The following is a 22,696-nucleotide window of genomic DNA, read 5'->3' as shown; positions in this document are numbered from 1 at the left end:
CGCATGCAGCGGCCCGGCCCACCCCGAAACACGGACACCCCTCCGGAAACCTCCGGCGGGATGCCACATGCGCATTCTTGTTGCCGTTACCGCTTCGTGTCACTCGCCTGTGGACAAGTGGGGGCGATATGTCGGGGTCGGTGGGGTTATCGGTTCCCGACGAACACCCGTCCGGGCGGTCAGGAGACGGGAAGGATCTCGCGCAGCAAGCCGCTGGTCACATCGAAGACGAAGCCGCGGACGTCGTCGGTGTGCAGCAGGAACGGCGAGGTGCGCACGCGCTGCATCGACTGCCGTACGTCCTGGTCGGCGTCCTTGTACGCCTCGACCGCCCAGACCGGACGCTGACCGACCTCCACCTCCAGCTCTTGGCGGAATTCCTCGGTGATCGATTCCAGGCCGCAATTCGTGTGATGAATGAGTATGACGCTGCGGGTGCCGAGAGCCCGCTGGCTGATGGTCAGCGAACGGATCACATCATCGGTGACCACGCCGCCCGCGTTGCGGATGGTGTGGCAGTCGCCGAGCGACAGACCGAGTGCGTCGTGCAGGTCGAGCCGGGCGTCCATGCAGGCGACCACGGCGACGCGCAGCACCGGCTTGGCGTCCATGCCCGGGTCGTTGAATTCGGCGGCGTACCGGACGTTCGCCTCGACGAGACGGTCGGTGACTGTGCCCCCGGTGCGGGCCTGGTCGGCAGCGGGCACGGAAGGCTCGACGGGGGAGTGCGCGGAAGTCGACATGGATATGACGTTAGCTCTCACTCCTGGTGCCGTCGTGCTGTGAGAAGGGACAAAGAACGTCAACGAGGCTTGTTGTGAGGTAACCCACAGGCCTCACAGCTGTTCATTCGACCGAGTGAACGGCGGGCAGGGCGACGCGCTGCCCGGTTGATTGATCGGGAATCGATCGAATGGCAGGGTGGACTAAAGTGACGGGAAGTTACCGACACCCTGCACATTCCGTAGATTTCCCCCGTGTGTGCGGCGTGCGTACGGTCCGGCCCTCTCCCGCTCGCCGGTCGACCGACGCCCCTTCCCCGGCGCCGGCCGACCTCCCCTTCTGAGCGGGCGGGGACCAGGCCGTACGTGCAGCCACACGGGACCTGAGCCTGAGAGGGCACATGAGCCAGACCCGACACGTCCCGGTGATGCTCCAGCGGTGCCTGGACCTGTTGGCCCCGGCTCTGGAGGCGCCCGGCCCGCCGCAGCCCGTGGTGGTCGACTGCACCCTCGGCCTCGGCGGACACAGCGAGGCGCTGCTCTCCTCCTTCCCCTCCGCACGGCTGATCGCGCTGGACCGTGACAAGGAGGCGCTGCGGCTCTCCGGCGAGCGGCTCGCCCCGTACGGAGACCGGGCCACCCTGGTGCACGCGGTCTACGACGAACTGCCCGAGGTGCTCGCCAGACTCGGCATCCCCAAGGTCCAGGGTGTCCTGTTCGACCTCGGTGTCTCCTCCATGCAACTGGACGAGGCCGACCGCGGATTCGCGTACGCCCAGGACGCCCCGCTCGACATGCGCATGGACCAGACGACCGGCATCGGCGCGGCCGAGGTACTCAACACGTATCCGCCGGGCGAACTGGTACGGATCCTGCGGGCGTACGGCGAGGAGAAGCAGGCCAAGCGGATCGTCTCCGCGATCGTGCGCGAGCGCGAGAAGGAGCCGTTCAGCAACAGCGCCCGGCTCGTCGAGCTGATCCGTGACTCGCTGCCGCAGGCCGCCAAGCGCACCGGCGGCAACCCTGCCAAGCGCACCTTCCAGGCGCTGCGCATCGAGGTCAACGGCGAGCTCACCGTCCTGGAGCGGGCCATTCCGGCCGCCGTGCAGAGCCTCGCGGTCGGCGGCCGTATCGCCGTCCTCTCGTACCACTCGCTGGAGGACCGGCTGGTCAAGCAGGTCTTCGCGGCGGGCGCCGCCACCACGGCGCCGCCCGGACTGCCGGTCGTGCCCGAGCGCTATCAGCCCCGGCTGAAGCTGCTGACCCGCGGCGCGGAGCTGCCCACGGAGGAGGAGGTCGCCGAGAACCGGCGCGCCGCCCCCGCCAGGCTGCGCGGCGCCCAGCGGATCCGCGAGGAGGAACGATGACCATCCGGCGTCCGGGAACCCGGACACCGGCGACGCCCGGGGCGGCGTGGTGAGCAAACCGGCCGGGCAGTTGAAAGGGCGGGCAGCGCGGCTCGCCCGGCTGATGCCGTCCGGGCCCAGCAAAGCGGCCCGTACCCCCTTCGTCCTGCTGGTCGTGCTGCTCCTCGGCGGCGGGCTCATCACGCTTCTGGTCCTCAACTCGGCCCTCAACGAAGGATCGTTCAGGCTGAGCGAGCTGAAGAAACGGACTACCGAGCTCACGGACGAGCAGCAGGCCCTCCAGCGCGACGTCGACAGCTACTCCGAGCCGGACGCCCTGGAGCGGCGCGCCCGCAAGCTGGGCATGGTGCCCGGCGGCAGCCCCGCCTTCCTCGATCCGGACGGCAAGATCCGCGGCGTAGCCGCCGAGACCAGCGCCGAGCCGACCCCCGCAACGCCGCCGCGGAATCCCGGAACCCCCCAGGCGCCCCCCGCGACCGCACCGTCCGCCGCCTCGACTCCGGCCGCCGGCTCGCCCTCTCCCTCGACGTCGGCCGCCCCTTCGGGCGCCGCCGCGAAGCCCAGCACCTCCGCGGCCCCGCCCGCCGGGCCGCGTGCCCCGGCAAACCAGCCCTCGACGAGCCCCGGCAGGTGACGCAGTGCCTTCCAAGGAACCACCGCGCCGCCGGGTCCCCGGCCCTGCGCGCCCCCGCAGCGCCGCAGGCGGCCAGGGACGCCCCCGGCCCGCCACCCGCCGCCCGTCGTCCCCGGCACCGCGCCCCCGTGCTCCCCGCAGCCGACCCGCGCGCCCCCTCCGCCTCGGCAGCCCGCGTCCCCGGCTACGCCTGGTCAGTCTCGCCCTGACGCTCGTCATGCTGACGTTCGTCGTCCGCCTCCTCCAGGTCCAGGCCGTCGACGCCAACGCGTACGCGGCCAAGGCCAAGGAGAACCGCTACCTCAGCTACACGATCTCCGCCGAGCGCGGCGAGATCACCGACCGCAGCGGTATCGCGCTGGCCACCAGCGTCGACGCGTACGACATCACCGCCGACCCGTCGATGTTCACGCCGGAGATCAGCAAGGCCCCCGACGCGCCCCAGCAGGCGGCGGCGCTCCTCGCCCCGATCCTCGGCGCCGACGCCTCCGAACTGACCGAGAAGCTGTCCAAGAAGGGCCGCTACACCGTCCTGGCCCGCCGCCGGACCCCGCAGGTCTGGAATCAGATCAAGGACCTCAAGTCCGTCTTCGCCGAGAAGGCCGCGAAGGACAAGGCGGCCGGTGGCGCCGGAGCCAATGTGCTGGCCGGGGTCTTCCAGGAGTCGACGACCAAGCGGGTCTACCCGAACGGAGGGCTCGCCGCCGGGATACTGGGCTATGTCAACACCGACGGCAAGGGCGCAGGCGGCCTCGAATCGCAGCTGGACAAGGAGCTCGCGGGCGAGGACGGCAAGATCAAGTATGCCCAGTCCGGCGGCCGGCGGGTACCCACCGCGGGTACCAAGGAGGTCCCGGCCGTCGCCGGGTCCGACATCGAGCTGACCATCGACCGCGATATCCAGTGGGCCGCTCAGCAGGCCATCACCGACCAGGTGAAGAAGTCCAAGGCGGACCGTGGCTATGTGATCGTGCAGAACACCAGGACCGGCGAGGTCCTCGCCATGGCCAACGCACCCGGCTTCGACCCCAACGACCTCTCGCAGGCCGACGCGGCATCGCTGGGAAACGCGGCGCTCCAGGACGTGTACGAGCCCGGCTCCACCAGCAAGGTCATGTCCATGGCCGCCGTGCTGGAGGAGGGGGCCGCCACCCCCGGCACCCATGTCACCGTCCCCAACCGGCTGCACCGCGGCGACCGGCTCTTCAAGGACGACATCGACCACCCCACCTGGTACCTGACGCTCAACGGCGTACTCGCCAAGTCGAGCAACATCGGCACGATCCTGGCCACCGGAGAACTCGGCAGGACCCAGGCCGAAGCCAACAAGGTCCTCTACTCCTACCTGCGCAAATTCGGGATCGGCTCGCCGAGCGGTCTCGACTACCCGGGCGAGACCTCCGGCATCCTCGCCAAGCCCGAGGACTGGTCGACCTCGCAGCAGTACACGATTCCGTTCGGCCAGGGTCTCTCGCTCAACGCCATGCAGGCCGCCTCCATCTACTCGACGATCGCCAACGGCGGGGTGCGCGTCGCGCCCACGCTGGTACGTGGCACCAAGGGCCCCGACGGCCACTTCAAGGCCGCCGCCGCTCCCGAACGGACCCGGGTGGTCAGCGAGAAGACCGCCAAGTCGCTCGCCGCCATGCTGGAGTCGGTGGTCGGTGACGAGGAAGGCACCGGTACGAAGGCCAAGATCCCGGGCTACCGGGTGGCGGGCAAGACCGGTACGGCCAACCGAGTCGATCCGGTACGCGGCGGCTACCACGGCTACACGGCGTCCTTCGCGGGCTTCGCTCCCGCCGACAACCCGCAGATCACCGTCTACTGCGCGATTCAGAACCCGACCAAGGGCAGCTACTTCGGCGGCCAGATCTGCGGACCGATCTACAAGAAGGTCATGGAGTTCGCACTCAAGACCCTCCAGACCCCACCGTCCGGCAGCAAGCCAGCCCGGCTGCCGGTGTCCTTCAATCCCGGCGAGTGAACACGGGGAAACCAGCCAGTGACAACCATCACCCCCGATCCCGGGAACCGGAACGGGAACCACCAGAGCCCCGCCCCCTCACTTCGCGAGAGGCCGGGTGGGCCCGGTACGCTCACCGCCGTGCCCCACGCTGATCAGTTCCAAACCACCCAGAAGGACGCCCCTGTGAACTACCCGGGAGCGCCCCGCCCGGATCGGCTCAGGCCGACGCCCCTAGGCGAGCTGGCAGCCCGGCTGGGAGTCGCACCGCCGGGAACCGGCGAGGTCACCGGCATCACCCACGACTCGCGGGCGGTCCGCCCCGGTGATGTGTACGCGGCCCTGCCGGGCGCCCGCTTCCACGGCGCCGACTTCGCGGCCCAGGCCGCCGGCCTCGGCGCGGCGGCGATCCTCACCGACCCGGCCGGCGCCGAGCGCGCCGCCGCCACCGGACTGCCGGTGCTGGTCACCGAGGACCCGCGCGGCCGGATGGGCGAACTCGCTGCCGAGATCTACGGACGGCCCGGCGCCGACCTGCTCCAGATCGGCATCACCGGAACCTCCGGCAAGACCACCACCGCCTACCTCATCGAGGGCGGCTTCCAGGGCGCCGGGCGTGCCACCGGGCTGATCGGCACCGTGGAGACGCGGATCGGCGACGAGCGCATCAAGTCCGAGCGCACCACCCCCGAAGCCACCGACCTGCAGGCGCTGTTCGCCGTCATGCGCGAACGCGGCGTCGACTCGGTGACCATGGAGGTTTCCAGCCACGCTCTGGTGCTCGGACGGGTCGACGGCTGCGTCTTCGACGTCGCGGTCTTCAACAACCTCAGCCCGGAGCACATGGAGTTCCACTCCGGAATGGAGGACTACTTCCAGGCCAAGGCGCAGCTCTTCACCCCGCTGCGCAGCCGACAGGGCGTCGTCAACTTCGATGACGAGTACGGCCGAAGGCTGATCACCGAGGCGTCCGTCCCGGTCGTCACCTTCTCCGCCGAGGGCCACCCGGACGCCGACTGGCGCGCCGAGGACGTCGAAGTCGGGCCGCTGGGCTCCACCTTCACCGTCGTCGGCCCCAAGGACGAGCGGATCGCCGCCAGGGCCCCGCTGCCCGGCCCGTTCAACGTCGCCAACACCCTCGCCGCGATCGTCACGCTCACCGTCGCGGGCCTCGACCCGCAGACCGCAGCCGACGGTGTCGCCGCCGTTCCGGGCGTCCCCGGCCGCCTGGAACGCGTCGACGCCGGACAGCCGTACCTCGCGGTCGTCGACTACGCGCACAAGACCGACGCCGTCGAATCCGTGCTGCGCTCCCTGCGGAAGGTCACCGAGGGCAGGCTGCACATCGTCCTCGGCTGCGGCGGCGACCGCGACACCACCAAGCGCGGCCCGATGGGCGCCGCCGCGGCCCGCCTCGCCGACACCGCAGTACTGACCTCCGACAACCCCCGATCCGAGGACCCCCTCGGAATCCTCGCCGCAATGCTCGCGGGCGCCGCCGAGGTGCCCGTCCACGAGCGGGGCGACGTCCTGGTCGACGCCGACCGGGCCGCCGCCATCGCAGCCGTGGTCGCCCGCGCCGAGCCCGGTGACACGGTGCTGATCGCCGGCAAGGGCCACGAGCAGGGCCAGGACATCCATGGCGTGGTACGCCCCTTCGACGACCGCGTGGTCCTGCGCGCGGCCATCGAGCGGTCCCTGGGGCAGAGCAGCAGCAAGAGCGCCGCCCACCGCGCCCACACCCACGAGAACAACAGTCAGGGATGACCAAGTGATCGCCCTTTCCCTCGCCGAGATCGCCGAAATCGTCGGCGGGCAGTCGTACGACATACCGGATCCGGCAGCGACCGTCAGCGGGCCTGTCGTCATGGACTCCCGAGAGGTGAAGCAAGGCAGCCTGTTCGTCGCGTTCGCCGGCGAGCGGGTCGACGGCCACGACTTCGCGCAGGGCGCCGTCGAGGCGGGCGCGGCAGCCGTGCTGGCCGCCCGCCCCGTCGGTGTTCCGGCTATCGTCGTCGACGACGTCGTGGCCGCGCTCGGCGCGCTCGCCCGCGCCGTCGTCGGCCGCCTCGGTACCACCGTCGTCGCCCTCACCGGCTCCGCGGGCAAGACCTCCACCAAGGACCTCATCGCCCAGCTCCTCGAACGCAAGGGGCCCACTGTCTACCCGGTGGGCAACCTCAACAACGAGATCGGCCTGCCGCTCACCGCACTGCGTGCCACCGAGGACACCCAGCACCTCGTCCTCGAAATGGGTGCACGCTACATCGGCGACATCTGTTACCTCACCGGCCTTGTCCCGCCCCGGATCGGCCTCGTCCTCAACGTCGGCACCGCCCACATCGGCGAGTTCGGCGGCCGCGAGCAGATCGCCAAGGCGAAGGGCGAGATGGTCGAGGCCCTGCCCGAGGACGGCCTCGCCGTACTCAACGCCGACGACCTGCTCGTGCGCGCCATGTCCTCCCGTACGAAAGCCCGGGTGCTGCTCTTCGGTGAAGCCGCGGATGCGGACGTACGGGGAGAGAATGTCCGTCTCACCGACGACGGGCGCCCCGCTTTCAGGCTTCACACACCCACCGGGTGCAGCGACGTGACCATGCGCCTGTACGGTGAGCACCACGTGTCGAACGCGCTCGCCGCGGCCGCCGTCGCCCATGAGTTGGGCCTGTCCGCAAACGAGATCGCCGAAGGGCTCTCCGAGGCGGGCACCCTCTCCCGCTGGCGCATGGAGGTCACCGAGCGTCCGGACGGCGTGACGTTCGTCAATGACGCCTACAACGCGAACCCCGAATCCATGAGAGCAGCGCTGCGCGCGCTGGCCGCCATGGGGAAGGGCCGGCGTACGTGGGCGGTGCTCGGCCCCATGGCCGAGCTCGGCGACGCCTCGCTCGCCGAGCACGACGCGGTCGGGCGGCTCGCCGTCCGGCTCAACGTCAGCAAGCTCGTCGCGGTCGGGGGCAGAGAAGCCTCCTGGCTGCAACTGGGCGCATACAACGAGGGTTCGTGGGGTGAGGAGTCGGTGCATGTGTCCGACGCACAGGCTGCCGTCGACCTGTTGCGCAGTGAACTGCGCCCGGGAGACGTCGTGCTGGTGAAGGCGTCCCGGTCGGTCGGCCTGGAGCAGGTCGCCATGGCACTGCTGGAGAACGCGTCCGAGGGCGAGGTCGCCGGCCGATGAGGCAGATCCTCTTCGCGGGGGCCATCGGGCTCTTCCTGACCCTGGTCGGAACTCCGCTGCTGATCAAACTGCTGGCCCGCAAGGGATACGGGCAGTTCATCCGGGACGACGGCCCGCGCACCCACGGGTCCAAGAAGGGCACGCCCACCATGGGCGGTATTGCCTTCATCCTGGCGACGATCATCGCGTACCTCGCGGCGAAGCTGATCACCGGCGAGGAGATGCGCTTCTCCGGTGTGCTGGTGCTCTTCCTGATGACCGGCATGGGTCTCGTCGGCTTCCTCGACGACTACATCAAGATCGTCAAGCAGCGTTCGCTCGGCCTGCGGGCCAAGGCGAAGATGGCCGGCCAGCTGATCGTCGGTATCGCCTTCGCGGTGCTCTCGCTCCAGTTCGCCGACTCCCGCGGCAACACCCCGGCCTCCACCAAGCTGTCGTTCGTCGCGGACTTCGGCTGGTCGATCGGCCCGGTGCTGTTCGTCGTCTGGGCCCTGTTCATGATCCTCGCCATGTCCAACGGCGTGAACCTGACGGACGGCCTGGACGGCCTGGCCACCGGTGCGTCGGTGATGGTCTTCGGCGCGTACACCTTCATCGGGCTGTGGCAGTTCCAGGAGTCCTGCGCCAACGCGGACACCCTGACCAACCCCAACGCCTGCTTCCAGGTACGAGATCCGCTGGACCTGGCCGTCGTCGCCTCCGCCCTGATGGGTGCCTGCTTCGGCTTCCTGTGGTGGAACACCTCGCCCGCCAAGATCTTCATGGGTGACACCGGCTCGCTCGCTCTCGGCGGCGCGCTCGCCGGCCTGGCGATCTGCTCCCGCACGGAGTTCCTGATGGCCATCCTCGGCGGCCTCTTCGTGATGATCACCATGTCCGTGGTCATCCAGGTCGGCTCCTTCAAGATGACCGGTAAGCGGGTCTTCCGGATGGCGCCGCTCCAGCACCACTTCGAACTCAAGGGGTGGTCCGAAGTCCTTGTCGTGGTCCGCTTCTGGATCATCCAGGGCATGTGCGTGATCGTCGGACTCGGTCTCTTCTACGCAGGATGGGCAGCCGAGAAGTGAGCAACCAGGACTGGCAGGGCAAGCGCGTCACCGTCGCGGGACTCGGAGTCTCCGGAATCCCGGCGGCCAAGGTGCTGCACGGCCTCGGGGCCGTCGTCATGGTGGTCAACGACGGGGACGATGAGCGTTCCCGTGCGCAGGCCGCTGAGCTGGAGGCGCAGGGCATCACCGTGCGCCTCGGCGACGGGGCGACCCTGCCCGAGTCCACCGAGCTCATCGTCACCACCCCCGGCTGGAAGCCCGACAAGCCGCTCTTCACCGCAGCCGCCGAGGCGGGCGTCCCGGTCTGGGGCGACGTCGAACTCGCCTGGCGGCTGCGCGGTCGGGACGGCAGAGAACCAGCACCCTGGCTCGCGGTCACCGGCACCAACGGCAAGACCACGACCGTACGGATGCTCGCCTCGATCCTGGAGGCGGCCGGGCTGCGCACCGCCGCCGTCGGCAACATCGGCGTCTCCCTCCTCGACGCCGTCCTCGGCGACGAGGAGTACGACGTACTCGCCGTCGAACTGTCCAGCTACCAGCTGCACTGGGCGCCCTCGCTGCGCGCCCACTCCGCGGCAGTCCTCAACCTGGCCCCCGACCATCTCGACTGGCACGGCTCCATGGAGGCGTATGTCGCGGACAAGGGCCGGATCTACGAGGGCAACCGCGTCGCCTGCGTCTACAACGTGGCCGAGAAGGCGACCGAGGACCTCGTCCGCGAGGCCGACGTCGAAGAGGGCTGCCGCGCCATCGGCTTCACTCTGGCCGCGCCGGGCCCGTCCCAACTGGGCGTCGTCGACGGCATCCTCGTCGACCGCGCCTTCGTGGCCAACCGGCAGAAGCAGGCCCAGGAGCTCGCCGAGGTCACGGACGTCAACCCGTCGGCTCCGCACAACATCGCCAACGCCCTGGCGGCCGCGGCCCTGGCCCGCGCCTTCGGTGTCGAGCCCGCGGCCGTACGGGACGGACTGCGGGCCTTCCGCCCCGACCCGCACCGCATCGAGCATGTCGCGGACGTCGCCGGGGTCGCGTACATCGACGACTCCAAGGCCACCAACACCCATGCTGCCGAGGCCTCCCTCGCCGCCTACGACCCGATCGTCTGGATCGCCGGCGGCCTCGCCAAGGGAGCCACCTTCGACGAGCTGGTGACCGGGGCAGCCGGGCGGCTGCGGGGCGTCGTACTGATCGGCCGCGACCGGGCCCTGATCCGCGAAGCCCTCGCGCGACACGCCCCCGAGGTCCCGGTGGTCGACCTCGACCGGACCGACACTGGGGCGATGTCCGAGGCGGTCCGCGAGGCGGCACGGCTCGCCCGTCCGGGGGACACCGTACTGATGGCCCCGGCCTGCGCCTCGATGGATATGTTCGTCAATTACAACAAGCGGGGCGAGGCGTTCGCGGACGCGGTCCGCGCACTCGCCACCGAGAACGACTGACGGGCCCGGCCCCCGCGCCGTACTGTCCCGGACGACCGGGTGCGGGCGGCCGCGCCACGGGCCCCGGCCCTCGGCAGCAGCCCCGGGCACGAGCAGTGGAGGGGACAGCGACAATGCCGGCCGAAGAGAGCTCCGCCGCGCTCCGTGGGGACCGCTCACGGGCCACCGCGGCGATCAGCCGGGCGCTCACCCCGCCCCTGCTCGCGGTTGCGGGCTCCCCGGCGTCCCTGGGCCCCGCCCTGCGGGTCCGGTCGGTCACCGGCTCCCGACGCCCCCCGGCGCCGCGCTCCAAGGGGCGTTCCGGAGGCCCCCGGCCCACCCGCGGCGGCGGTGTGCGGCGGATGTACGAGCAGGCACGCCGGGCCTGGGACCGCCCTCTGACCGCGTACTACCTGATCCTGGGCGCCGGCCTGCTGATCACCGCGCTCGGCCTGGTGATGGTCTACTCCGCCTCGATGATCAAGGCCCTGGAGCTGGACAAACCCGGCACCTACTTCTTCCGTAAACAGTTCCTCGCCGCAGTCATCGGCGCCGCACTGATGGCGCTCGCTGCCCGGATGCCCGCCAAACTGCACCGGGCGTTCGCCTATCCGCTGCTCATGGGAACCGTCTTCCTGATGGTGCTGGTCCAGGTGCCGGGGATAGGGATGTCGGTCAACGGCAACCAGAACTGGCTCTATCTGGGTGGCCCCTTCCAGCTCCAGCCCAGCGAGTTCGGGAAGCTCGCCCTGGTCCTGTGGGGCGCGGACCTGCTCGCCCGTAAGCAGGACAAACGGCTGCTCACGCAGTGGAAGCACATGCTCGTACCGCTCGTCCCGGTCGCCTTCATGCTCCTCGGGCTGATCATGCTCGGTGGCGACATGGGCACTGCGATCATTCTCACGGCGATCCTGTTCGGACTGCTCTGGCTGGCCGGGGCACCCACCCGGCTCTTCGCCGGGGTGCTCGCCTTCGCCGGAGTGATCGCCTTCGTGCTGATCAAGACCAGCCCGAACCGGATGTCCAGGCTCGCCTGCATCGGCGCCAGCGAACCGGGCCCGGGGGACTCCTGCTGGCAGGCCGTGCACGGCATCTATGCTCTGGCGTCCGGTGGATGGTTCGGTTCCGGGCTCGGTGCAAGTGTGGAAAAATGGGGTCAACTACCCGAACCGCACACCGACTTCATCTTCGCCATCACCGGGGAGGAACTGGGGTTGGCGGGGACGCTGTCGGTACTCGCCCTCTTCGCGGCTCTAGGCTATGCGGGTATCCGCGTGGCCGGACGCACGGAGGACCCCTTCGTGAGGTACGCCGCGGGAGGTGTGACCACCTGGATCACGGTGCAGGCCGTGATCAATATTGGTGCGGTGCTCGGCCTGCTGCCGATCGCCGGTGTCCCACTCCCGCTGTTCTCCTACGGAGGATCGGCCCTGCTGCCGACCATGTTCGCCGTCGGGCTGCTGATCGCGTTCGCGCGAGAGGATCCCGCGGCGAAGGCGGCCCTGGCCATGCGGAGGCCCGGGGTGAGATGGAAGACGATGAGACGGCGCGTCAAGAAGCGTCCGTCCGGAGAGCGGTGAATTTCGGTGCATGTCGTACTCGCCGGTGGGGGGACCGCCGGCCACATCGAGCCCGCGCTTGCCCTCGCGGACGCCCTGCGCAGGCAGGACCCGACCGTGGGAATCACTGCCCTCGGCACGGAGCGCGGACTCGAGACCAGGCTCGTACCCGAGCGGGGGTACGAACTCGCCCTGATCCCGGCCGTGCCGCTGCCGCGCAAGCCCACCCCGGAACTGATCACCGTCCCGGGACGGCTGCGCGGCACCATCAAGGCCGCCGAGCAGGTCCTGGAACGCACCAGGGCGGACTGTGTGGTCGGCTTCGGCGGCTACGTCGCCCTGCCCGGCTATCTCGCCGCCAAGCGGGCCGGTGTGCCGATCGTCGTCCACGAGGCCAACGCCCGGCCGGGTCTGGCCAACAAGATCGGCTCGCGGTACGCCCACGGGGTCGCCGTCTCCACCCCCGACAGCAAGCTGCGTGGTGCCCGCTACATCGGCATCCCGCTCCGCCGGACCATCGCCACCCTGGACCGGGCCCGGGTCCGCCCCGAGGCGCGTGCCGGCTTCGGTCTCGATCCCAACCTGCCGACGCTGCTGGTCTCCGGCGGCTCGCAGGGCGCCCGCCACCTCAACGAAGTGGTCCAGCGGGTCGCCCCGCTGCTGCAGCGCTCCGGGATCCAGATCCTGCACGTGGTCGGCCCGAAGAACGAATTGCCGCGCGTCGACAACATGCCCGGGATGCCGCCCTACATCCCGGTACCGTACGTGGACCGGATGGATCTCGCGTACGCGGCGGCTGACATGATGCTCTGCCGCGCGGGTGCGATGACCGTCGCCGAACTCTCCGCCGTCGGGCTCCCCGCCGCCTACGTACCGCTGCCCATCGGCAACGGCGAACAGCGGCTCAACGCCCAGCCGGTGGTCAACGCCGGCGGCGGTCTGCTGGTGGACGACGCGGCGCTCACCCCCGAGTGGGTGCAGGGCAACGTCCTTCCGGTGCTTGCGGATCCGCACCGGTTGTACGAGATGTCCCGCGCCGCCGCCGAGTTCGGCCGCCGGGACGCCGACGACCTGCTCGTCGGCATGGTGTACGAGGCGATTGCCGCACGCCGCAACGCGTGAGGCGGACGGGTCCGGGAGCGGTGGCCCCCGGACCCGGCGTAAGGAGCGAGCGTGGCCGGACCGACGACCGCCCGGCGCGGTGCAGCGCAGCAGGAGAACTCCCCGGCCCGCCCGCCGCGACCGCGCACCGAAGGGCGCAGATTGCCCAGCCGCAGACGGCTGATCGTGATCGGTGTGCTCGTGCTGCTGCTCGCCTCCGGCGCCGTCTGGGCACTGTACGGCTCCTCCTGGCTCCGGACCGAACAGGTCAGGACCACCGGTGTCGACGTACTGACACCGGGCGAGGTGGAAGCCGCGGCGGCGGTACCGATCGGGGCCCCGCTGATCTCCGTGGACACCGACGCCATCGCCGACCGGTTGCGCCAGAAGTTGCCTCGTATCGACTCGGTGGATGTCGTACGGTCATGGCCGCACGGAATCGGACTTAAGGTGATCGAACGACAGCCGGTCCTGTTGGTGAAAAAGGGCGCAAAGTTCATCGAAGTGGACGCGAAAGGCGTGCGCTTCGCAACGGTGGACAAATCGCCCGGGCGTGTACCGCTGCTGGAGTTGACGCCTGGTCAGTCCGCCAGTCTGCGCCGCTTCGGCAGCGCCCGACTGGTGCGGGAAGCGGTCCGGGTCGCGGGTGAACTTCCGGCCGGTGTCGCCAAGGACACCAAGGTCGTACGGGTCACCTCGTACGACTCGGTCTCCCTGGAACTCACCCGGGGTCGCACGGTGATCTGGGGCAGCGGTGAAGAAGGTCCGGTGAAGGCGAGAGTCCTCACCGCTCTCATGAAAGCCGCCCCCAAAGCGGGACACTTCGACGTGAGCGCACCCACCGCCCCTGCGGTGTCGGGCAGTTGACGCACATTTGGCCTGGCCAGCACCCTGGTTGGTCAGCGCTACGGGTGATCACATAGGGTGAAAAGAAAAACGGGAGGTTCGGCGTGTTCGTTGAACGTGCGCCACTTGTCGACTTAGTGTCCTGTTCGGAAGAGTCCATGAAGCAGACACACTGGTAACCCTAAACTTCAACGTTAGGGTTTGGGTCGGCGTTTCGGACCGTCCCAATCGGCATCCGTCGTCGCGGCGGTACTACCGCAAAGCGACGACACGTAACTCGAGGCGAGAGGCCTTCGACGTGGCAGCACCGCAGAACTACCTCGCAGTCATCAAGGTCATCGGTGTCGGCGGCGGTGGTGTCAATGCCATCAACCGAATGATCGAGGTCGGTCTCAAGGGCGTCGAGTTCATCGCGATCAACACTGATGCGCAAGCCCTGTTGATGAGCGACGCCGACGTCAAGCTCGACGTCGGCCGCGAACTCACCCGCGGCCTCGGCGCCGGGGCCAACCCGGCCGTCGGTCGCAAGGCGGCAGAGGACCACCGTGAGGAGATCGAGGAGGTCCTCAAGGGGGCCGACATGGTCTTCGTCACCGCCGGAGAGGGTGGCGGCACCGGCACCGGCGGCGCACCCGTCGTCGCCAACATCGCGCGCTCGCTCGGCGCCCTGACGATCGGCGTGGTCACCCGCCCGTTCACCTTCGAGGGCCGTCGACGCGCGAATCAGGCGGAGGACGGCATCGCCGAGCTCCGCGAAGAGGTCGACACCCTCATCGTCATTCCCAATGACCGACTGCTGTCCATCTCGGACCGCCAGGTCAGCGTGCTCGACGCGTTCAAGTCGGCCGACCAGGTACTGCTCTCGGGTGTCCAGGGCATCACCGACCTCATCACGACCCCGGGTCTGATCAACCTCGACTTCGCCGACGTCAAGTCGGTCATGTCCGAGGCCGGATCGGCACTCATGGGCATCGGTTCCGCCCGCGGCGACGACCGCGCGGTGGCCGCCGCGGAGATGGCGATCTCCTCGCCGCTCCTGGAGGCGTCCATCGACGGTGCCCGCGGTGTCCTGCTCTCCATCTCCGGTGGCAGCGACCTCGGCCTCTTCGAGATCAACGAGGCGGCCCAGCTGGTGAGCGAGGCGGCGCACCCCGAGGCGAACATCATCTTCGGTGCGGTCATCGATGACGCACTGGGCGACGAAGTACGCGTCACCGTGATCGCAGCGGGCTTCGACGGCGGACAGCCGCCGGCCCGTCGCGAGAACGTCCTGGGCGCGAACGCCGCCAAGCGTGAGGAGCCGGCCCCGCCGGTCCGCAGTGCCGAGCCCGTGCGCCAGACCGGCGGACTGGGCTCCGTGCCCCCGCGCGAGGAGCCCCCGGTCCAGGTCGAGCCCGTTTCGGCAGCCGGCGAGAGTCATCTGCCGCCGGTCGCTCCGCCGCACATCCCGCCGGCCCGTCCCTACCAGGATTCCCAGGCCGAAGAGCTGGATGTTCCGGACTTCTTGAAGTGATAGGTCCGCACCACGCAGTGCCCGCAGTGTCTTCAGTACCCTCGGGGGGTCGCGCGCACTTCGCCTTCACCGACAGGTGGGGCGGGGTGAGCGCCGCTCCGTACGAGGAGCTCAACCTCGGCGGCGCGGTCGGAGACGACCCCGCCGCCGTTCTGGCCAATCGGGAGCGCGCCGCGCGGGCCCTCGGTCTGGACCCGGCGCAGGTCGTCTGGATGAACCAGGTGCACGGGCGGGATGTCGCGGTCGTCGACGGCCCGTGGGGCGACGCTTCGGAAATCCCCGCGGTGGACGCGGTGGTGACCGCACGGCGCGGACTCCCGCTCGCCGTGCTCACCGCCGACTGCACCCCCGTACTGCTCGCCGACCCGGTCGCCGGGATCGCGGCGGCAGCGCACGCGGGCCGTCCCGGTCTGGTCGCCGGAGTCGTCCCCTCCGTGGTCGAGGCCATGATCGGGCTCGGCGCCGAGCCCTCCCGGATCATCGCCCGCACCGGACCGGCGGTCTGCGGGCGGTGCTACGAAGTCCCGCCCCGGATGCGTGCAGAGGTCGCCGAGAGTGTTCCGGCCTCATGGTCCGAGACCAGCTGGGGCACCCCGGCTGTGGATGTCACCGCCGGGGTCCACGCCCAGCTCGAAGCCCTCGGGGTCCAGGACCGGCACGCATCTGCGGTCTGCACCCTCGAATCGGGCGACCACTTCTCGTACCGCCGCGACCGCACCACCGGGCGGCTCGCCGGATATGTCTGGTTGGACTGATAGGGCATGACGGACCGTAAGGCTCAACTCGCCGAAAATCTGGCACGGGTGGAGGAACGCATTGCTTCCGCCTGTATCGCCGCAGGCCGCAAACGGGAAGAAGTGACCCTCATCGTGGTCACCAAGACCTACCCCGCGAGCGATGTGCGGATTCTGCATGAACTCGGTGTGCGTCATGTCGCAGAGAATCGTGACCAGGACGCGGCACCCAAGGCAGCCGAATGTGCGGATCTGTCGCTCACGTGGCACTTTGTCGGTCAATTGCAGACGAATAAGGTTCGTTCTGTAGCGAGTTATGCCGATGTTGTGCAGTCGGTAGATCGGATCAAACTGGTCACGGCTCTCTCGGCAGCGGCCGTGCGCGAGGGGCGCGAACTCGGCTGCCTCATCCAGGTCGCACTCGACGCGGAGAGCGGTGAACGGGGCGACCGGGGCGGCGTCGCGTCTGACGGGATCGAGGAGTTGGCCGCCGCGGTCGAATCCGCGCCCGGACTGCGGCTCGGCGGTCTGATGACCGTCGCACCGCTCGCCGGACCGTACGCGGGACGGCAACGCGCCGCCTTCGACCGGCTGATGGAATTCTCATCCCGCCTGCGCGGGGACCATCCGGCTGCGAACATGGTCTCTGCGGGGATGAGCGCGGACCTCGAGGAAGCGGTTGCGGCCGGAGCGACACATGTGCGCGTCGGTACGGCGGTACTCGGAGTCCGACCGAGGCTCGGGTAACGTCGCCAAGCAAGTCGGACCACAGCAGAAAATATGGTCATTCCCGCCTTTGGCGGGCAGGCCTCAGTGGATCGCGGGGCACTTGGTGACAGATGCCGATCCACCACAGAGCGGAGGACTCAGAGCATGGCCGGCGCGATGCGCAAGATGGCGGTCTACCTCGGCCTCGTGGAGGACGATGGGTACGACGGTCCGGGGTTCGACCCCGACGACGAATTCGAACCCGAGCCGGAGCCCGAGCGCGACCGGCGGCGGCACCAGCCCGCGCATCAGGTGGAGCGGGGCCGGGAAAGGGACGAACCGGTACGAGTGGTGCAGCCTCCCGCACAGCGGGAGCCGGTTCAGATTCCGGCGGAGAGGGAGCGACCCGCCCGAATCGCCCCCGTGGCATCCATCACACCTGAACGCCCGAACATGGAGAAGAACGCACCGGTGATCATGCCCAAGGTCGTGTCCGAGCGGGAGCCCTACCGCATCACCACGCTGCACCCCAGGACCTACAACGAGGCCCGTACCATCGGGGAACACTTCCGTGAGGGCACTCCGGTGATCATGAATCTCACGGAGATGGACGATACGGACGCAAAGCGACTTGTCGACTTTGCCGCAGGACTCGTCTTCGGTCTCCATGGCAGCATTGAGCGCGTGACGCAGAAGGTGTTCCTGTTGTCGCCTGCTAACGTCGATGTCACGGCGGAGGACAAGGCCCGCATTGCTGAGGGCGGATTCTTCAACCAGAGCTGAGAGCACGACACCGGGAACGACCCGGCCGTAAGGCCGGAGCTACGAGAGTCAGGGGAGAGGGAAGCGCGAAATGGGCGTCGCACTGCAGGTTGTCTATATCGCGTTGATGTGTTTCCTCATCGTGCTGATCTTCCGGCTGGTCATGGACTACGTCTTCCAGTTCGCACGTTCATGGCAGCCCGGCAAGCCGATGGTGGTCATACTTGAGGCCACCTACACTGTCACGGATCCACCGCTCAAGCTTCTGCGGCGGTTCATCCCGCCGCTGCGTCTCGGGGGCGTGGCACTCGACCTGTCCTTCTTCGTTCTGATGATCATCGTCTACATCCTGATCAGCATCGTGATCAGGCTGTGAGCGATACGGTCTTGCCGACTGCCGACGACTACGTAGAGGTGAAGAAGAGATGCCGCTGACCCCCGAGGACGTGCGGAACAAGCAGTTCACGACCGTCCGTCTCCGAGAAGGCTATGACGAGGACGAGGTCGATGCCTTCCTCGACGAGGTCGAGTCCGAGCTGACCCGCCTGCTCCGTGAGAACGAGGACCTGCGCGCCAAGCTGGCCGCCGCCACGCGTGCCGCCGCGCAGAACCAGCAGCAGGGGATGCGCAAGCCGGAGCCGCAGGACCGGCCCGGGGCACCTGTGCCCGCCGCCATATCGGGTCCGCCGGTCCAGCAGCAGCCCCCGCAGATGGGTCCGCCCCAGCTGCCCGGTGGTGCTCCGCAGCTGCCCGCCGGTCCCAGCGGTCACGGTCCTGGTCCCCAGGGCCCGCACGGCCCCGGCCCGCAGGGCCCGCACGGCCCCGGCCCGATGCAGGGCGGTCCCATGGGTGGCCCGATGGGCGGTCCCATGGGTGGTCACGCCCCGCAGCAGCAGATGCAGCAGATGCAGCAGCCGCCGCAGATGCAGCAGCCCGGTCAGGGCCCCGGTGGCGACAGCGCCGCCCGTGTCCTCTCGCTCGCACAGCAGACCGCCGACCAGGCGATCGCGGAGGCCCGTTCCGAGGCCAACAAGATCGTCGGTGAGGCGCGCAGCCGTGCCGAGGGCCTGGAGCGGGACGCGCGTGCCAAGGCGGACGCGCTGGAGCGGGACGCGCAGGAGAAGCACCGCGTGGCGATGGGCTCGCTGGAGTCCGCCCGCGCGACGCTGGAGCGCAAGGTCGAGGACCTGCGTGGCTTCGAGCGCGAGTACCGGACCCGGCTGAAGTCCTACCTGGAGAGCCAGCTGCGTCAGCTGGAGACCCAGGCCGACGACTCGCTGGCCCCGCCGCGGACCCCGGCGACCGCTTCGCTGCCGCCGTCGCCCTCGCTGGCTCCGGCCGGTGCGGGTGCCATGGGCCACACCATGGGCGGCAACCACGGCGGTCACGGCAACCAGCAGATGGGCGGCAGCCCGTCCATGAGCGGTGGGCCCTCGTACGGTGGCCAGCAGCAGATGTCGCCGGCGATGACCCAGCCGATGGCGCCGGTGCGGCCGCAGGCGCCGCAGCCGATGCAGCAGGCTCCTTCGCCGATGCGCGGGTTCCTGATCGACGAGGACGACAACTGAGCCGGGTACGCGCGGTGAGCGCGTAGCCGTCGGCAGGCTGAGGGCCGGGCCCCGGGGTTTTCCCCGGGGCCCGGCCCTTTTGCTGTTGGTGGGGGTGTGGCGGGCCTGTTCCCCGTCCCGTCCCGCCCCGTGCCGTCCCGTAACCGGGGTTCCGCCCCAGACCCGCGCCTCAAATGCCGGCGAGGCTGAATCTGACGCCGCACCAGGCACAATCGAGCCCCCCGGCTACGGGAAGGGACGGGTAGGGGAGAACGCCGGAGGCCCGCCCGGAGCACATGTTCCGGGCGGGCCTCCGAGGGGCTTGGGCTACTGCTCCGTCTTGCGGAGGCGGAACGTCAGGGACAGGCCCTCGTCCTCGAACGGGGCGCCGTATGCCTCGTCCGCCTCGCCCCGGGCGTAGTCCAGCGCCAGGACCTCGTCCGCGATCAGGGCCGCGTGTTCGGTCAGGGCTTCCACCGTGGCGGGGGAGGTGGATGTCCAGCGGACGGCGATGCGGTCCGCGACGTCCAGGCCGCTGTTCTTGCGGGCCTCCTGGATAAGGCGGATCGCGTCACGGGCGAGGCCCGCGCGCCGCAGTTCCGGGGTGATCTCCAGGTCCAGGGCGACCGTCGCGCCCGAGTCGGACGCCACGGACCAGCCCTCGCGCGGCGTCTCGGTGATGATCACCTCGTCGGGGGAGAGGGGGACCGTCTCGCCGTCCACCTCGACCGACGCCGTGCCCTCGCGCAGGGCCAGCGAGAGGGCCGCCGCGTCGGCGTTCGCGACCGCCTTGGCCACCGCTTGGACGCCCTTGCCGAACCGCTTGCCGAGCGCACGGAAGTTCGCCTTCGCGGTGGTGTCGACCAGCGAACCGCCGCCCGCTGGACCAGCGGAGGAGTCAGTGAGAGAGGCCAGCGAGGAGACGTTCAGTTCCTCCGTGATCTGGGCGTGCAGCTCGGGGGAGAGGGACTCGAAGCCAGCCGCCGCGACCAGCGCCCGGGAGAGCGGCTGACGGGTCTTGACGCCCGACTCGGCGCGGGTGGCCCGGCCCAGCTCGACCAGGCGGCGAACCAGCGCCATCTGGGTGGAGAGCGTCGGATCGATGACCGCGAGGTCCGCCTTCGGCCAGGCGGACAGGTGGACCGACTCGGGGGCGTCCGGGGTGACCGGAGCCACCAGGTCCTGCCAGACCCGCTCGGTGATGAACGGGGTGAGCGGGGCCATCAGCCGGGTCACCGTCTCGATGACCTCGTGCAGGGTGCGCAGGGCCGCCTTGTCGCCCTGCCAGAAGCGGCGGCGCGAGCGGCGTACGTACCAGTTGGACAGATCGTCGACGAACGCGGACAGGAGCTTGCCGGCGCGCTGGGTGTCGTAACCCTCCAGAGCCTGTGTGACCTGGTCCACCAGCGCGTTCAGCTCGCTCAGCAGCCAGCGGTCCAGGACCGTGCGGTCCGCGGGGGCCGGGTCGGCCGCGGACGGCGCCCAGTTGGACGTACGGGCGTACAGAGCCTGGAAGGCGACCGTGTTCCAGTACGTCAGGAGGGTCTTGCGGACGACCTCCTGGATCGTGTTGTGGCCGACGCGGCGCGCCGCCCACGGGGAGCCGCCCGCCGCCATGAACCAGCGCACCGCGTCAGCGCCGTGCTGATCCATGAGGGGGATCGGCTGAAGGATGTTCCCGAGGTGCTTGGACATCTTGCGCCCGTCCTCGGCGAGGATGTGGCCCAGGCAGACCACGTTCTCGTAGGAGGACTTGTCGAACACCAGCGTGCCGACCGCCATCAGCGTGTAGAACCAGCCGCGGGTCTGGTCGATGGCCTCCGAGATGAACTGCGCCGGGTAGCGGCTCTCGAAGATCTCCTTGTTCTTGTACGGGTAGCCCCACTGCGCGAACGGCATCGAGCCCGAGTCGTACCAGGCGTCGATGACCTCCGGGACGCGGTACGCCTCCAGCTGGCAGTTCTCGTGCGAGCAGGTGAACGTGATCTCGTCGATGAACGGGCGGTGCGGGTCGATACCGGAGAGGTCGGTGCCGGTGAGCTCGCTGAGCTCGGCGCGCGAGCCGACGCAGGTGAGGTGGCTGTCCTCGCAGCGCCAGATCGGCAGCGGGGTGCCCCAGTAGCGGTTACGGGACAGCGCCCAGTCGACGTTGTTGTTCAGCCAGTCACCGAAACGGCCGTTCTTGACCGAGTCGGGGAACCAGTTGGTCTTCTCGTTCTCCTCGAGCAGCCGGTCCTTGATGGCGGTCGTACGGATGTACCAGGACGGCTGCGCGTAGTAGAGCAGCGCGGTGTGGCAGCGCCAGCAATGCGGGTAGCTGTGCTCGTAAGGGACATGCCGGAAGAGCTTGCCGCGGGCGGCCAGGTCCTCGGTGAGCGCCTCGTCGGCCTTCTTGAAGAAGACGCCGCCGACCAACGGCAGGTTCTCCTCGAAGGTGCCGTCGGGGCGGACCGGGTTCACGACCGGGAGGCCGTAGGCGCGGCAGACGACGAGGTCGTCGGCGCCGAAGGCGGGGGACTGGTGGACCAGACCCGTACCGTCCTCGGTCGTCACGTACTCGGCGTTGACCACGTAATGGGCCTCCGCCGGGAAGTCGACGAGGGTGAACGGGCGCTCGTACGTCCAGCGCTCCATCTCGCGGCCGGTGAAGGTCTGGCCGGTGGTCTCCCAGCCCTCGCCCAGCGCCTTCTCGACGAGCGGCTGCGCGACGACGAGCTTCTCCTCGCCGTTGGTCGCGACGACGTAGGTGACGTCGGGGTGCGCGGCGACGGCGGTGTTGGAGACCAGGGTCCAGGGGGTGGTCGTCCAGACGAGCAGCGAGGCATCGCCGGCCAGCGGGCCGGAGGTGAGCGGGAAGCGCACGAAGACCGACGGGTCGACCACGGTCTCGTAACCCTGCGCCAGCTCGTGGTCCGAGAGGCCGGTGCCGCAGCGGGGGCACCAGGGGGCGACGCGGTGGTCCTGGACCAGCAGGCCCTTGTTGAAGATCTCCTTCAGCGACCACCACACCGACTCGACGTACTCGGGGTCCATCGTGCGGTAGGCGTCGTCGAGGTCGACCCAGTAGCCCATCCGGGTCGTGAGCTCGGTGAACGCGTCGGTGTGGCGGGTCACGGATTCGCGGCACCTGGCGTTGAACTCGGCGATGCCGTACGCCTCGATGTCCTTCTTGCCGTTGAAGCCCAGCTCCTTCTCGACCGCGAGCTCGACCGGCAGTCCGTGGCAGTCCCAGCCGGCCTTGCGGCCGACGTGGTAGCCCTGCATGGTGCGGAAGCGGGGGAAGACGTCCTTGAAGACGCGGGCCTCGATGTGGTGGGCGCCGGGCATACCGTTGGCGGTGGGCGGGCCCTCGTAGAAGACCCACTCGGGGCGGCCCTCGGACTGTTCGAGGCTCTTGGCGAAGACCTTGCTCTCGCGCCAGAAATCGAGCACGGCGTGCTCCAGCGCGGGCAGGTCGACCTGGGCGGGTACCTGGCGGTACTGCGGGGATGTCATGGGCGGCTTCCTCCGGCGGACGTTTTCCACTTCCGTCGGAGGGACGAGAGCCTCATCGACTCCCGCGGTACCACCCTCCTTGGCCCCGGGTGTG

18 protein-coding genes are annotated in these 22,696 nt (G+C 69.5%); 16 read left to right on the top strand and 2 right to left on the bottom strand.

Features of this window, described 5'->3' with window-relative positions; all coding sequences use genetic code 11:
- Window positions 1-179: 179 nt before the first annotated feature.
- On the bottom strand, window positions 180-743 hold the full coding sequence (locus ACIPEK_RS06635; RefSeq protein ID WP_382898497.1) for a beta-class carbonic anhydrase: 564 nt from the start codon (window positions 741-743) through the stop codon (window positions 180-182).
- A gap of 380 nt (window positions 744-1,123) precedes the next feature.
- Here ACIPEK_RS06635 and rsmH point away from each other — a divergent pair, with 380 nt between their 5' ends.
- The 16 genes from rsmH (at window position 1,124) to ACIPEK_RS06555 (ending at window position 19,128) form a co-directional block, all read left to right on the top strand.
- Window positions 1,124-2,089 (top strand): 16S rRNA (cytosine(1402)-N(4))-methyltransferase RsmH, encoded by a 966-nt coding sequence (gene rsmH / locus ACIPEK_RS06630; RefSeq protein ID WP_401991470.1) that lies wholly within the window; start codon window positions 1,124-1,126, stop codon window positions 2,087-2,089.
- 49 nt (window positions 2,090-2,138) lie between these two features.
- Window positions 2,139-2,723, top strand: coding sequence for a septum formation initiator family protein (locus ACIPEK_RS06625; RefSeq protein ID WP_401991467.1), 585 nt, complete (start codon window positions 2,139-2,141; stop codon window positions 2,721-2,723).
- Between the two features lie 4 nt (window positions 2,724-2,727).
- Window positions 2,728-4,710 carry a peptidoglycan D,D-transpeptidase FtsI family protein gene (locus ACIPEK_RS06620; protein ID WP_401991464.1) on the top strand — a complete coding sequence of 661 codons (1,983 nt, stop codon included), beginning with the start codon at window positions 2,728-2,730 and terminating at the stop codon, window positions 4,708-4,710.
- 18 nt (window positions 4,711-4,728) lie between these two features.
- Window positions 4,729-6,456 (top strand): UDP-N-acetylmuramoyl-L-alanyl-D-glutamate--2,6-diaminopimelate ligase, encoded by a 1,728-nt coding sequence (locus ACIPEK_RS06615; protein ID WP_401991462.1) that lies wholly within the window; start codon window positions 4,729-4,731, stop codon window positions 6,454-6,456.
- 4 nt (window positions 6,457-6,460) lie between these two features.
- Window positions 6,461-7,867, top strand: coding sequence for a UDP-N-acetylmuramoyl-tripeptide--D-alanyl-D-alanine ligase (murF, locus tag ACIPEK_RS06610; RefSeq protein ID WP_401991459.1), 1,407 nt, complete (start codon window positions 6,461-6,463; stop codon window positions 7,865-7,867).
- Window positions 7,864-8,934, top strand: coding sequence for a phospho-N-acetylmuramoyl-pentapeptide-transferase (gene mraY / locus ACIPEK_RS06605; RefSeq protein WP_401991456.1), 1,071 nt, complete (start codon window positions 7,864-7,866; stop codon window positions 8,932-8,934). Before murF ends, mraY begins: the two co-directional genes overlap by 4 nt.
- Entirely contained in the window at window positions 8,931-10,358 is a 1,428-nt protein-coding gene (gene murD / locus ACIPEK_RS06600) for a UDP-N-acetylmuramoyl-L-alanine--D-glutamate ligase (RefSeq protein WP_401991849.1), read from the top strand. The genes mraY and murD overlap by 4 nt, the downstream gene beginning before the upstream one ends.
- 113 nt (window positions 10,359-10,471) lie before the next feature.
- Complete coding sequence (gene ftsW / locus ACIPEK_RS06595) at window positions 10,472-11,917, top strand: putative lipid II flippase FtsW (protein ID WP_401991453.1); 1,446 nt, start codon at window positions 10,472-10,474, stop codon at window positions 11,915-11,917.
- 6 nt (window positions 11,918-11,923) lie between these two features.
- Window positions 11,924-13,018 carry an undecaprenyldiphospho-muramoylpentapeptide beta-N-acetylglucosaminyltransferase gene (gene murG, locus ACIPEK_RS06590; protein ID WP_383075602.1) on the top strand — a complete coding sequence of 365 codons (1,095 nt, stop codon included), beginning with the start codon at window positions 11,924-11,926 and terminating at the stop codon, window positions 13,016-13,018.
- A 51-nt stretch (window positions 13,019-13,069) separates the two neighbouring features.
- Window positions 13,070-13,864 (top strand): cell division protein FtsQ/DivIB, encoded by a 795-nt coding sequence (locus tag ACIPEK_RS06585; RefSeq protein ID WP_401991450.1) that lies wholly within the window; start codon window positions 13,070-13,072, stop codon window positions 13,862-13,864.
- Between the two features lie 277 nt (window positions 13,865-14,141).
- Entirely contained in the window at window positions 14,142-15,356 is a 1,215-nt protein-coding gene (gene ftsZ, locus ACIPEK_RS06580) for a cell division protein FtsZ (RefSeq protein WP_383075598.1), read from the top strand.
- Window positions 15,353-16,111, top strand: a complete 759-nt coding sequence (gene pgeF / locus ACIPEK_RS06575) for a peptidoglycan editing factor PgeF (protein ID WP_401991447.1) — start codon at window positions 15,353-15,355, stop codon at window positions 16,109-16,111. Before ftsZ ends, pgeF begins: the two co-directional genes overlap by 4 nt.
- Window positions 16,112-16,117: 6 nt before the next feature.
- Window positions 16,118-16,837, top strand: coding sequence for a YggS family pyridoxal phosphate-dependent enzyme (locus ACIPEK_RS06570; RefSeq protein ID WP_401991445.1), 720 nt, complete (start codon window positions 16,118-16,120; stop codon window positions 16,835-16,837).
- Between the two features lie 126 nt (window positions 16,838-16,963).
- Window positions 16,964-17,581 carry a cell division protein SepF gene (locus ACIPEK_RS06565; protein ID WP_401991442.1) on the top strand — a complete coding sequence of 206 codons (618 nt, stop codon included), beginning with the start codon at window positions 16,964-16,966 and terminating at the stop codon, window positions 17,579-17,581.
- A 70-nt stretch (window positions 17,582-17,651) separates the two neighbouring features.
- The gene (locus ACIPEK_RS06560) at window positions 17,652-17,936 is read left to right on the top strand and encodes a YggT family protein (protein WP_072483208.1); all 285 of its coding nucleotides are present in this window, start codon (window positions 17,652-17,654) and stop codon (window positions 17,934-17,936) included.
- Between the two features lie 49 nt (window positions 17,937-17,985).
- Window positions 17,986-19,128 (top strand): DivIVA domain-containing protein, encoded by a 1,143-nt coding sequence (locus ACIPEK_RS06555; RefSeq protein ID WP_401991439.1) that lies wholly within the window; start codon window positions 17,986-17,988, stop codon window positions 19,126-19,128.
- A 306-nt stretch (window positions 19,129-19,434) separates the two neighbouring features.
- Here ACIPEK_RS06555 and ileS read toward each other — a convergent pair whose 3' ends face one another.
- Window positions 19,435-22,602, bottom strand: coding sequence for an isoleucine--tRNA ligase (ileS, locus tag ACIPEK_RS06550; protein ID WP_401991436.1), 3,168 nt, complete (start codon window positions 22,600-22,602; stop codon window positions 19,435-19,437).
- Window positions 22,603-22,696 lie beyond the last annotated feature (94 nt).

It is taken from the genome of Streptomyces sp. NPDC088246 (assembly GCF_044741025.1).
GTDB lineage: Bacteria > Actinomycetota > Actinomycetes > Streptomycetales > Streptomycetaceae > Streptomyces.
The sequence above is the reverse complement of the archived record's forward strand: the minus strand, read 5'-3'. Positions and strand labels throughout refer to the sequence as shown.